10 protein-coding genes and 1 pseudogene are annotated in these 11,745 nt (G+C 62.7%); 1 reads left to right on the forward strand and 10 read right to left on the reverse strand.

Annotated elements, in window-relative coordinates; genetic code table 11:
• The 3 genes and pseudogenes from BLR85_RS28460 to BLR85_RS09755 form a co-directional block, all read right to left on the reverse strand.
• Positions 1–259, reverse strand: a 259-nt coding sequence (locus BLR85_RS28460; RefSeq protein WP_139188348.1) for a helix-turn-helix domain-containing protein, incomplete at its 3' end; no start/stop codon positions are given.
• A gap of 86 nt (positions 260–345) precedes the next feature.
• Positions 346–1,032, reverse strand: a pseudogene (locus BLR85_RS09750) (patatin-like phospholipase family protein); the annotation flags it as partial.
• An 82-nt stretch (positions 1,033–1,114) separates the two neighbouring features.
• The gene (locus tag BLR85_RS09755) at positions 1,115–1,888 is read right to left on the reverse strand and encodes a 3-hydroxybutyrate dehydrogenase (RefSeq protein ID WP_093154699.1); all 774 of its coding nucleotides are present in this window, start codon (positions 1,886–1,888) and stop codon (positions 1,115–1,117) included.
• Between the two features lie 356 nt (positions 1,889–2,244).
• Between BLR85_RS09755 and BLR85_RS09760 the strand changes: the two genes are divergently transcribed.
• Complete coding sequence (locus BLR85_RS09760; RefSeq protein ID WP_093154704.1) at positions 2,245–4,059, forward strand: extracellular solute-binding protein; 1,815 nt, start codon at positions 2,245–2,247, stop codon at positions 4,057–4,059.
• A 68-nt stretch (positions 4,060–4,127) separates the two neighbouring features.
• Here the strand turns inward: BLR85_RS09760 and BLR85_RS09765 are convergent, their stop codons facing one another.
• From BLR85_RS09765 to BLR85_RS09800, 7 genes are all read right to left on the reverse strand, one after another.
• On the reverse strand, positions 4,128–5,003 hold the full coding sequence (locus BLR85_RS09765) for a DUF6206 family protein (protein WP_244520675.1): 876 nt from the start codon (positions 5,001–5,003) through the stop codon (positions 4,128–4,130).
• Positions 5,004–5,008: 5 nt separating this feature from the next.
• Complete coding sequence (locus BLR85_RS09770; protein WP_212635056.1) at positions 5,009–5,407, reverse strand: rhodanese-like domain-containing protein; 399 nt, start codon at positions 5,405–5,407, stop codon at positions 5,009–5,011.
• Positions 5,408–5,438: 31 nt separating this feature from the next.
• Positions 5,439–5,792: a hypothetical protein gene (locus BLR85_RS09775; protein WP_093154711.1), complete on the reverse strand. Its 354-nt coding sequence runs from the start codon at positions 5,790–5,792 to the stop codon at positions 5,439–5,441.
• Between the two features lie 100 nt (positions 5,793–5,892).
• Positions 5,893–6,381 (reverse strand): 30S ribosomal protein S9, encoded by a 489-nt coding sequence (gene rpsI / locus BLR85_RS09780; protein ID WP_068309495.1) that lies wholly within the window; start codon positions 6,379–6,381, stop codon positions 5,893–5,895.
• A 5-nt stretch (positions 6,382–6,386) separates the two neighbouring features.
• Positions 6,387–6,845, reverse strand: coding sequence for a 50S ribosomal protein L13 (gene rplM, locus BLR85_RS09785; protein ID WP_093154714.1), 459 nt, complete (start codon positions 6,843–6,845; stop codon positions 6,387–6,389).
• A gap of 239 nt (positions 6,846–7,084) precedes the next feature.
• Entirely contained in the window at positions 7,085–10,537 is a 3,453-nt protein-coding gene (locus tag BLR85_RS09790) for an Rne/Rng family ribonuclease (protein ID WP_244520676.1), read from the reverse strand.
• Between the two features lie 563 nt (positions 10,538–11,100).
• On the reverse strand, positions 11,101–11,745 hold the full coding sequence (locus BLR85_RS09800) for an HAD family hydrolase (protein ID WP_093154717.1): 645 nt from the start codon (positions 11,743–11,745) through the stop codon (positions 11,101–11,103).

Raw genomic sequence — 11,745 nt, forward strand, 5'->3', positions numbered from 1 at the left:
CCAATTCGCCGAGTGTGATCTCTCCCTTGTCGGCGATGCGCGCCTCAATCCAGCCGGTCACGCCGGCCAGTTTGCGGTGACCACCTCCGTTACCTTGCGGTCGTGGTGTCAGTGATCCGGTTTCCCGCCGCAGCTTGATCAGATCGTTCACAAATCTCGGCGAAACCCGGAAGTGCCGCGCCGCCTCGCGGTGCCCGTGACCTTCATCGACAAAAGCGACGACGCGCTCGCGTAGCTCTATTGGATGTGGTTTGCACATCTGAGACCCCTATATCTGCCTCAACAGAAGGGAATCACATCACAACCAATCTGGGAAGCCTGAATCAGATAGGCCGCGACACGCTCTAGAACGTCTGCTGGTAGATCCCGCCGAAAGAGCGGGAACAGCGCCGGGTTGCCGGAATAGCCGCCGTCCCAGAATGCCTCTACCTGCCCGGTTCTGCCGTCATGCACCTCCACCGCCTGGAAGATTGAGGGCAGGCAGCCGGACGCTAGGATCGTGCTGGTCGAGATCTCCTCACCCTCGAAGACCCGGATCTTGCCGCTGCGCACATTGGTCGCCGAGATGAACAGTGCCGGCCCGGTCTCCGCGCAAACCCTGTCGAAGGCGAAGCGCACAACGATCCGCTCCAGCGGGTTGGTATAGAACGGCCCGTAGGCATAGGGGCTGATCACCCGGCTCGCCATGTCCGCCATGCTGAAAAGCGGCGAACTCTCCAGCACGGCCGAATAGATCTCGCTCGGCGGTGCAAAAGGCGCGAACCAATGCGTCAGCCGCAGATCCTGCACACCAGCCACCTGGTGCCAAAGCCAGTCGAGATTGGCCTTGGCCGCCGCCCGGTCCTGTCCCTTGCCATCGGCCACCAGCCCCGCCTTCAGCGCCGCGCCATTCAGAGCGCCCGCCGACGTTCCCGAGATCCCGGCGATCTCGATATCCTCGTCTTCCAGCAACCGGTCGAGCACACCCCAGGTAAAGGCACCATGCGCCCCACCACCCTGCAGCGCCAGGTTGATCCGTTTCACCGCCCCCATGGCATCCTCTTTCCGGAAATATCCCGGGGGGAGGCGCGGCTCCGCCGCGCCCGGGGGGCAGCGCCACCCGCCCCCGATCGGCTCACAGCGCCGTCCAGCCGCCGTCGACGCTGATCGTCGTACCGGTGATCTGATCGGCCGCGGGCGAGCTGAGGAACACACAAGTCCCGCCCAACTGCTCCACAGTCGCGAACTCCTTCGACGGCTGGCGCTGCAGCATCACCTCGCGGATCACCTGCTCGCGATCCATGTTGTATTCCTTCATCGTGTTCGGGATCTGCGCCTCCACCAGCGGCGTCAGAACATAGCCCGGGCAGATCGCGTTGGCAGTGATCGGCTCTTGTGCCGTCTCCAGCGCCACCGTCTTTGTCATGCCCACGACGCCATGCTTTGCCGCTATATAGGCGGACTTGAACGGCGAGGCCGTCAACCCGTGCGCCGAGGCGATATTGATCACCCGGCCCCAGCCGGCCGCACGCATCTTGGGCAAGGCAGCAGCGGTGGTGTGAAATGCCGAGTTCAGGTTGATCGCGATGATCGCGTCCCATTTCTCCACCGGGAACTCGTCGATCGGCGCCACGAACTGGATGCCGGCATTGTTGATCAGAATGTCGCAAGCGCCGGCCTGCTCGATCAGTTCCCGGCACTCCTCGCCCTTCGACATGTCCGCCTTGATGTAACGCGCCTGAACGCCAGTCTCGTTGGCAATCTCAGCAGCCAGCGCGTGATCCTCTTCCCTGTCGGTAAAGGAATTCAACACCACGTCGGCGCCCGCCCGCGCCATTTCCCAGGCCACGCCAAGCCCGATCCCCGAATTCGATCCCGTGATAACGGCTGTCTTTCCCTGAAGGCTCATTTCCCTCTCCCTGTCTTGTTTGCCCGGAGCATACATGCTGCGCGCGCGAAATAAAGAAACAGGAGAGATTCGCGACAGGCCCCCAGCAACGTCAGAGACCACGTCCCTCACGTCAGAACCGTTCGCGTCCTGCCCATCTTTTCTGCAGGCCGAGACGGCACCCGACCAAAAAAAACGCCCGCACAAGGCGGGCGCTAAGTCATTGAGGCAGGTTTCATACAGGCAAGAAACCTATCGAGCAGTACATTCTTTATACGCAACCCGGCTGCGTACGCCAAGTTAAAAGTTTGAAATGGTTGACTTGCGCGGCTACGCTCTGCCCAAGAATACAAGGGCAGAGAGGGATTGTTGCCAAAATGCGACCCCATTTTTTCGAACGCGGGCGGTTTGCCGCTTGCGCAATCGCGTTTTTTCTTTCGGGGGGATTCGCTCAGGCGGACTCAGCGCATGGCATAGCTATGTATGGCGATCCGGCGCTTCCACCGGATTTTGTGTCCCTTCCATATGTGAACCCGGAGGCGCCCAAGGGCGGACGGATCGTGCTTTCCGAGGTCGGGGGCTATGACAGCCTCAACCCGTTCATCCTCAAGGGCAGTTCCGTCTATGGGCAACGAAATTACGGCTACGAAAGCCTGATGGGTCGCAATTGGGACGAACCCTTCACGCTTTACGGACTTCTGGCCGAATCGGTCGAGACCGGCCCGAACCGCGAATGGGTCCGGTTCACGCTCCGGCCCGAGGCGCATTTCTCCGATGGCTCTCCGGTCACGGTGGAGGATGTGCTGTGGTCTTTCGAGACACTCGGCACGCTCGGCCACCCGCGCTATCACGGCGCCTGGGAAAAGATCGAGACAGCCGAGGCTTTGGACGACCGCACGGTGCGCTTCACCTTCAACACCGAGGATAACGAACTGCCGCTCATTCTCGGGCTGCGGCCGATCCTGAAGAAAGCCACCTATGAGGACCGCGCCTTCGATGAAAGCTCGCTGGAGGCGCCCGTTGGCACCGGGCCCTACGTGATCGCCGATTTCGAGCCTGGCCGTTTCGTTACCCTCAAGAAAGATCCCGATTGGTGGGGCGCCGATCTGCCCTTCAACCGCGGGCAGCATAATATCGACGAGATCCGCTACGAGTGGTTCGGCGATGGCGATGTCGCCTTCGAGGCGTTCCGCGCCGGGGAAATCTCGTCCAACCGCGAGGGCAACCTGTCCAAGTGGAAGACCGCCTACGATTTCCCCGCCGTCCAGAATGGCGAGATCATCAAGACCGAGATCCCCCATCAGCGCCCCTCCGGCATCCAAGGCATGGTCATGAATACCCGTCGCGCGCCCTTCGATGACTGGCGCGTGCGCGACGCGCTGATCCACGCGTTCAACTTCGAGTTCATCAATAACGCGATCAACGCCGGGGAAGAGCCGCGTATCCGCTCCTATTTCTCCAACTCGGTCCTGGGCATGTCCGACGGCCCCGCCGAGGGCAAGGTCCGCGAATTGCTGGAACCCTTCGCAGACGAATTGCTGCCCGGCGCGCTCGAAGGCTACGCCCTGCCCGTCTCCGATGGCTCGGACGCCAATCGACAGAACACGCGGAGAGCGTTGAAGATCCTCGCCGATGCCGGCTGGACAGTTCAGGATGGCGTGATGACCAATGCCGATGGCGAGACGCTCGAATTCGACATCCTGCTGCGCTCCGGCGCGACCCAGACCATCAATATCGCCGAGATCTTCTCCCAGCAGCTCAAGCGGATCGGTGTTGTGGCCAACCTGGTGACGGTGGATGCTGCGCAATACAAGGAACGCACCCAGGAATACGATTTCGACATGGCCTATTACATTCGCCTGATGTCGCTTTCCCCGGGCAACGAGCAGAACCTTTACTGGGGCGCCGAGGGCGTGACCAAGCCCGGCACGCGCAACTGGATGGGGATGAACTCGCCCGCTGCCGAGGCCATGATCGACGCGTTGCTCAATGGCAAAAGCCAGGAAGATTTTCGCGCCGCGGCCAAGGCGCTCGACCGGGTGCTGACCACGGGCCGCTACGTGATCCCGATCTGGTACTCGCCGGTTGGCAGGATCGCGCACAAGGCGGAACTGAAATACCCCGTGGGCAAGACACAGATGTATGGCGACTGGATCGGCTTCCAGCCTGATGTCTGGTGGATCGAACCATAACCCCCACATAAGGAAAGCCGCCTGTTTTCAGGCGGCTTTTCCTTTGCATCTCTGGCCAAACCCTTTGCTCAGCGCTGAATGTTCGGCTCGCCCTGCAGCCCGAGCAACTTCCGGAAGGCCGTCCAGTAGAATGGCAGGCGCGGCGGCTCGGCCAGCCCGCGCAGGATCTCTTCGGAATGATCCGGCATCCTGCGCTGTGCGAAATCACGCCCCCAATCGAGGAAGGCGTCCTGATCCTCGGGGCGCAGCCGGCAGGCACTGCCGACCAGGCCGATAAGGGTTTCGGCGGGCGAGTACCATTCGTCCTGAATGCCGCGGACCTTCCAGCGCAGGAACGGACCAAGCGCGCGCATCCAGGCCTTGTCGGAAAAACGGATCAGGATTTCCGCCATCTCGTCGTGGCTGTAGCCGATCAGCGGCGGGAAAGTGTCGAAGAAGATCCCCTGCCCGTCGATCACCGCCAGGTTGCGGATCGAGGGATGGAAACCGACCCGGTCGTCCCGTTCCACTGCCGCTTTCCAGAACGTCGCGATCACCTCTCCGGCCGCTTCCATCAGCGATAATGCCCCGTCCAGATCCGCCTGAAGCATCTGGTCCCGCATCATCGAGGCCGCCGGCAAAGCCTCCTGAACGATCACCGGAACGGTCATCCCCTCGCAGTCCAGCAAGCTCAGCCGGGTCTCTGGCAGCCGGACACCGCAGGCGCCAAGCGCCGCAACGTAGTCGTCATGCGCACGGGCCAGGCGTTCGAGCATCTCCTGCTCGGCCCGGCTTTGATAGACCTTGATCACGGTGCCGAAGAACGGGCCGCGCTCGGGTCGGAATGGGGCACAGAAATAGCCCATCCGGGAAATCGGCTCCCGCGCATCGCCCAAGACTTCGGCGCGCAAAGCGTCAAGCCATTCGGCACTGCCCGGTTCAAGTCCGGTGTTTTCGTCACTCATCGCTGTCACTCTGTCTTGTAAGTCTCGACGGGGCCGCCCTGCTCCACCCAGCCGGTGAACCCTTCGCGAATATGGGCGGCAGGAAAGCCCATATCATTGAGCGTCGCGACAGCAAGCGCGGAACGCCAGCCCGATGCGCAATGGAAGACGAATTTCCTGTCCTCGCCGAAGATCTTCTTGAAATAGGGGCTTGCCGGATCAACCCAGAATTCCATCATGCCGCGCGGGCAATGGAAGGCGCCGGGAATGAAACCAAGCCTCTGGCGCTCCCGCACATCGCGCAAATCGACGATGACCACGTTCGGATCGTTCATCATCGCGATCGCATCGGCCGCAGACAGTTCCTCGATCCGCGCCCGCGCCGCCGCAACCATTTCGGCGGATGTTGTCTTCAGCCTTGTCACCTGTCGTTCCTTTTTATCATCTGTCCGCCTGTCAGGGGCAACGGCTCCACTCGGCAACATAGCCGTCGCGGATCACGTAGATGCCCTGATCCGAGCGCATCAACATAACCCGTTCGGCATAAGTCGTTCCCTCGCCCGAGCATTCCAGATCGTAAAGTACCGCCGGCAGGTCGCGCACATTCACCGGGTTGGTCATCGCACAGCGGTTTTCCACCCCCTCCAGAAACCCGTCGAGGACACCGAGCGCGCCCATATCCGCGCCCAGCGTGCGGCAATCCCAGCCGGCCGAACCCGTGGGATAATACAGACCATCGAATGGCGACTGCGCCTCGGCCACGGCGGCAAAGGCAACCCAGCTGACGACGATTGCGAGGGAATGCTTCATGATGCTCTCCTGATCCGGCCACACCCTAGCAGACCCGCGTGCGCGGCAAAGAAAAAGGGCCACCCGAAGGCGGCCCTTTTCCGAAAAAAGTCTCGTTCGATCAGCGCTTCGAGAACTGGAAGCTCCGGCGGGCCTTGCGGCGGCCGAACTTCTTGCGTTCCACGACGCGGCTGTCGCGGGTCAGGAAGCCCGCGGCCTTGAGCGGCGCGCGCAGGGTGGGATCGTAGAGCTGCAGGGCCTTGGAGATGCCGTGCTTGACCGCACCGGCCTGGCCGGAGAGGCCGCCGCCCTTGACGGTAGCGACAACGTCGAACTCACCGACGACGCCGGCAACCTGGAACGGCTGGTTCAGGATCAGCTGCTGCACCGGGCGGGCGAAATAGACAGTGATGTCACGGCCGTTGACGGTGACCTTGCCGGAGCCCGGCTTGATCCAGACACGGGCGACCGCGTCCTTCCGCTTGCCTGTGGCATAGGAACGACCCAGCTCGTCACGCACGGGATCGCGGTTGACCAGCTCTTCGACGACCGGAGCGGAGCCTTCAGCGACTTCGTTCAGCTCGGCGAGGGATTTGATTTCTTCGACCATGTTCCTCAGCTCCGGGTGTTTTTCTTGTTCATGGACTTGACGTCGAGCACTTCGGGCTGTTGGGCCTCATGCGGATGCTCGGTGCCGGCGTAGACGCGCAGGTTGGTCATTTGCTGGCGGCTCAGGCGGTTGCCCGGCAGCATGCGCTTGACGGCCTGCATGACGACGCGCTCGGGGTACTTGCCCTCGAGGATCTGGCCGGTGGTGCGGGACTTGATGCCGCCCGGGTAACCGGTGTGCCAGTAGTTCGGCTTGGCGCGCTTGTTGCCCGTGATCTGCACCTTCTCGGCGTTGATCACGATGACATTGTCGCCCATGTCCATATGCGGGGTGAAGGTGGCCTTGTGCTTGCCACGCAGACGGTTGGCGATGATCGAGGCAAGACGGCCCAGCACGACGCCCTCGGCGTCGATGATGATCCACTTCTTCTCGATATCCGCCGGAGTCGCGGTATAGGTTTTCATGTTCTTGCTCTTTACGGGTTCGTCTTGGGGGCGCCTTGCGGCACCAGAAACCTTGGATGCGCCGGTTCTAAGGATTTCCACGCGCCGGTCAAGTTGCAAATTATTCAATTAAATTAGCAATTTCAATGTCTTGCAATTATGGTATCATTATACCCCAATTTTCACGCCCTCCCGGACAGATTTCGGGCCAGGAAGCAGATGCTTTCCTGGCCCGTTTCTTCGCTTGAAGGCGGGATCGCTCAGCGACCGACCGACCACCAGCCGCGCCGCTTCGGCTTCGACTCCTCGTCAACTGCCTCGCTCATCGCGGCTTCGGCCTGTTTGCGGTCTGCGTCAGATACCGTTTCCTCGGCTTCTGCCGCGTCTTCCTCCGCAGTCTCTGCGACCACTTCGTCAGCGACGGTTTCCGGCCCGACCGGCGTTTCTTCCGGCGTCGCAGCACCTTCGTCAGCGGTGTCAACGGTTTCCGTTTCACCTGTCTCGGCCTCGGCTTCAGACGCCTCGGCTTCTGGCTCGGGCGTCTCCGCTTCAGCACTCGCCTCCGGCGCTGCGTCTAAGGCGTCTTCAAGCACCGGCTCCGGCGCGGTTTCAGCAGATTCCGAGACGGTCTCCGTGCTGTCTTCCGAAGATGCTTCCCTCGCCTCAACAGGCTCGGCCTCGGTGCTGGAATCGGAGACCTCGTCAGCCGTATCCTCTGCCTTGCCATCACCTTCCGACGCCTCGGATTCCGTGGTGTCATCGGCACTACGCCCAGACCGGCGACGCGAGCGACGACGGCGCGAACGGCCGGATTTCTTGTCCTCCTCGCCGCCTTCGCTCTCGTCGGAAGCCGCATTCTCCTCGTCCGGTTTCGCCTCGTCGGAACTGTCCTCCGAGCCGTTTTCCGACGCCAGGGCGGATTCGTCGCCCTGATTGTCGTCCCCGGAGCCTCCACCACGGCGGCGACGGCGGCGGCGGCGCTTCTTGCGCGACGCACTATCATCTTCGCCATTGCCCTCGGCGGCCTGCGGCGTCTCCTGTGCTTCCTGCGCCTCCAGTGTCTCGTCGTCTTCCTCTTCGACGAAATCAGGCATGTCCGAAGTGTCGATGGAAATCACCGGCGCGGACGGCTCGGGCACCGAGCGGGTGGCGGTCTTGAACTTCTCGATCGAGAAATCGGGCGGGATAAGGCTCGGATCGGCCTCGATGCGCACCGACATACCGTATTGTGCCTCGATGGAGGCCACGTGCTCGCGCTTCTGGTTCATCAGGAAGTTGACGATACTGACCGGGGCCTTGACGAGCACTTCCCTGGAGCGACGGCGTCCGCCCTCCTCTTCCAGCTGGCGTAGGATCTGCAAGCCGATGCTGTCATCCGAACGCAACAGACCGGTGCCGTGGCAGGCCGGGCAAGGCTGCGTGGTCGCTTCCAGCATGCCGGGGCGCAACCGCTGGCGGCTCATCTCCAGCAGGCCGAAGCCCGATATGCGGCCAACCTGGATCCGTGCACGGTCCGTCTTCAGCTTGTCCTTGAAGCGCTTCTCGACAGCGGCGTTGTTCTTGCGCTCTTCCATGTCGATGAAGTCGATCACGATGAGACCCGCAAGGTCGCGCAGGCGCAGCTGCCGGGCAACCTCTTCGGCGGCCTCCAGGTTCGTCTTGAGCGCCGTCTCCTCGATCGAGCCTTCTTTGGTCGCCCGGCCGGAGTTGACGTCGATAGCCACCAGCGCTTCGGTCACGCCGATCACGATATAGCCGCCCGACTTGAGCTGCACGACCGGGTTGAACATGGCGGCCAAGTAGCTTTCCACCTGGTAACGGGCGAAGAGCGGCATCGCCTCGGTGTATTGCTTCACGTTCTTGGCATGGGACGGCATGATCATTTTCATGAAGTCCTTGGCCACGCGGTAGCCCTGCTCGCCCTCGACGAAGACCTCGTCGATATCGCGGTTATACAGGTCGCGGATCGAACGCTTGATGAGGTTGCCTTCCTCGTAGATCGGCGCCGGCGCGATGCTCTTCAGCGTCAGCTCCCGGATCTGCTCCCACAGGCGCTTGAGATACTCGTAATCACGCTTGATCTCGGCCTTGGTGCGCTTGGCACCTGCCGTGCGGATGATCAGGCCTGCGCCCTCGGGCACGTCGATCTCGCCCGCGATTTCCTTGAGCTTCTTGCGGTCCGTCGTGTTGGTGATCTTGCGCGAAATGCCACCGCCACGGGCGGTGTTCGGCATCAGCACGCAGTAGCGGCCCGCGAGGCTCAGATAGGTCGTCAGCGCCGCGCCCTTGTTGCCGCGCTCTTCCTTGACCACCTGCACCAGCATGATCTGGCGGACCTTGATGACCTCCTGGATCTTGTAGCGGCGCATCCGCGGTTTGCGCGGGCGGCGGATCTCTTCCTGGACGTCTTCCTCGGCCACGGACTCGATGTCATGGCCAGGGATGTCCTCCTCTTCGTCCTCGTCATCGGAAGCGTCCTCTTCGTCGGAGTCCGTTTCCTCCTCCGCAGCGGAGTCTTCAGAGGAATCGGCGCTTTCGCCGACATCTTCATCCTCTTCAACGGCCTCGGCAGTGGCGTCTTCGTCGCTCTTCGGCGTTTCGGCAGCTTCCGCCGAAGCGGCTTCGGCCTCATCCGTCTCATCAGCGCCCGGAGCGTCGGTTTCCTCCGCATCCTCAACAACTGTCTCTTCGGCCTCCTCCTCGGAGGTTTCCGGATCGCCGTCTTCAACGATCTCGGACGTCACGACATCCGCCGGATCGTCTTCAAGACGCGCCGCCATGGTCCGTCCTGGCTTGTCCTCGTCATCGGACTCGCCTTCCGCCTCCGGGGTCTCGTCGTTGCCCGCGGCCTCCTCGGTACCCTTGGCAGGTTCGACGCCCTCTGCGTCTTCCACCGCCTCAGCCGTTTCGACGGCATCTTCGCCAGCGGCTTCCGGCGCCAAAACTTCCGCTTCATCCGCAGCGGCTTCCGGCGCAACGTCTTCCGAGTCAGGTGCTGCGGCCTCGGTGGGAGCCTGCTCCGGCTCCTCCTTCGTGTCCTCGGCCTGCTCCGGCGCATCGACGATTTCTGCCGTCTCCTCGGCTTGGTCCGGCTCTGCCTCGTCGGCAACCTTCGAATCCTCGGGGGAGGCATTCGCCTCCGTCGGCGTGTCTTCAGCCGCCGCCGTATCGACCGCGACCGGCTCGCCGATCTGGGCGGAGAAACTTCCGTCCTCGATCACCTCGACGGGGGCAACAAGGCCGATAACGTCTTCCGACTCGTCACCGAGATCGACGACATCCATGCCTTCGATCCCCACCGGGCGGGTATCCGTCTCGGCGCTCTGGTTCTCATCCTTGCGGTTGCGATTGCGTGACCGCGAGCGGCGCGAACGGGAACGGGATTTCTTCTGTTCCTCGCTGTCCTCGTCCTCTTCGTCACGGTTCGCTTCCCGCTCCTCGGCGAGCAGCGCTTTCCGGTCGGCCACCGGGATCTGGTAGTAATCCGGGTGAATCTCCGAGAAGGCCAGAAAACCATGCCGGTTCCCGCCATAATCGACAAAGGCCGCCTGGAGAGAGGGCTCCACGCGCGTCACTTTTGCCAGGTAGATATTTCCGGCTAGTTGCCGCTTGTTGACGGACTCGAAATCGAACTCGTCAACCTTGTTTCCATCCACCACGACAACGCGGGTCTCTTCCGCGTGTGTGGCGTCGATGAGCATCTTCTTTGCCATGTAATTCTTTCGCACCCGGGCGGTGCCTGCGTCCGGTCAGGCGCAGGTGGAGAGCTGGGGTGATATGCTGAGGCGGGAACGGCGTGCACGACAAAAGCGGCAGCGGCGCGCTCTCGCGCCCTGCCTGCTCCTCGAATATCCAACGCGCGTTCCATCGCGGTTCTTGTTCTCCGATGCCAAGGCAATTCGTTACCCGACACCTATTCATGGTTCCGCCCGGGGCCGTGCCGCGGGCCTTGGTCTGACCTGACCGGTACGCTGTCCCGTTTCCTGCCGGCAATCGGCCAGCCCAGGTTCGGCACAGTGAAATTTGAGGCGGTCTCTCGGGGCAACAACATGGCTCCCAGAGGCCGATAGCACCGACCTTATCGGCAGGACTGGGGATAACACAATCGGAAAGTGTGGAATCTTGCGCGCGAATGCCGAGTCTCGAAACGTGAAACGCCCCGCAGAGGCGCCACCGCCCAATGGTCGGCGGCGCGTCAGCGCCAGAGGCCGAGGGCAATCCCCCGCTCCGCCTCCGCCCCCGGCCGCAGCCGCTTCGGGCCGCACTCATTCTGAAACTAGAGCAGCCCCTGCGCCTCTACTGCCTCGCGCAGATTGCGGAAGATACCCTGCCCGAGCGCTGGCAAGGCCGCGCTTGGCGGCCGCAGGTCCGGTACCTGGCTCACCCGGCAGCCAGCCGCGACGGCCGCGGCAACGCCCTTGTCGCTATCCTCGAAGGCATAGCAGTCGCCAGGCGCCACCCCTGCCCGCGCCGCCCCCAACAGGTACGGCGCCGGGTCCGGCTTGTGCGCAGCGACGCAATCACCGCCCACCAAATCCCGAAAATGTTCCAGCAACCCGGCCCGTTCGAGCTGGTCCCGTGCCATGTCCGTGCGCGTCGAGGTGACGACCACCATCGTCATGCCCTTCGCCCCGAGCTCTGCGATCAGCGCCTTCACCCCCGGCTTCACCGGCACGTCCTTCGACACAAGGCTCCGGAACAGCACGCCCCATTCCTCCTGGAAGCGGTCGGCATCGGCAATGCCCGCACCTTGCAGGCTCAGCCTCGTCTGCGCGCCGCTGGAGCCGACCAGCGACAGGAAAAACGGCTCCGCACGCGCCCGTTCCAGAGCGTGGCCGGAGGCGATCTGCAAAAAGCTGTCCAGGGCCACGCGCTCGGTATCGAGCAGCAGCCCGTCCATGTCGAACAGGAGTGCGGTCAT

Origin of the sequence: Aliiruegeria lutimaris, assembly GCF_900099935.1 — a bacterium.
Taxonomy (GTDB): Bacteria; Pseudomonadota; Alphaproteobacteria; order Rhodobacterales; family Rhodobacteraceae; genus Tropicimonas; species Tropicimonas lutimaris.

Coding starts and splice junctions, on each gene's coding strand:
- BLR85_RS09755 (WP_093154699.1), bottom strand. CDS start 1,888: ATGAGCCTTCAGGGAAAGACAGCCGTTATCACGGGATCGAATTCGGGG.
- BLR85_RS09760 (WP_093154704.1), top strand. CDS start 2,245: ATGCGACCCCATTTTTTCGAACGCGGGCGGTTTGCCGCTTGCGCAATC.
- BLR85_RS09765 (WP_244520675.1), bottom strand. CDS start 5,003: ATGAGTGACGAAAACACCGGACTTGAACCGGGCAGTGCCGAATGGCTT.
- BLR85_RS09775 (WP_093154711.1), bottom strand. CDS start 5,792: ATGAAGCATTCCCTCGCAATCGTCGTCAGCTGGGTTGCCTTTGCCGCC.
- rpsI (WP_068309495.1), bottom strand. CDS start 6,381: ATGGTCGAAGAAATCAAATCCCTCGCCGAGCTGAACGAAGTCGCTGAA.
- rplM (WP_093154714.1), bottom strand. CDS start 6,845: ATGAAAACCTATACCGCGACTCCGGCGGATATCGAGAAGAAGTGGATC.
- BLR85_RS09790 (WP_244520676.1), bottom strand. CDS start 10,537: ATGGCAAAGAAGATGCTCATCGACGCCACACACGCGGAAGAGACCCGC.
- BLR85_RS09800 (WP_093154717.1), bottom strand. CDS start 11,745: ATGACCGCACTCCTGTTCGACATGGACGGGCTGCTGCTCGATACCGAG.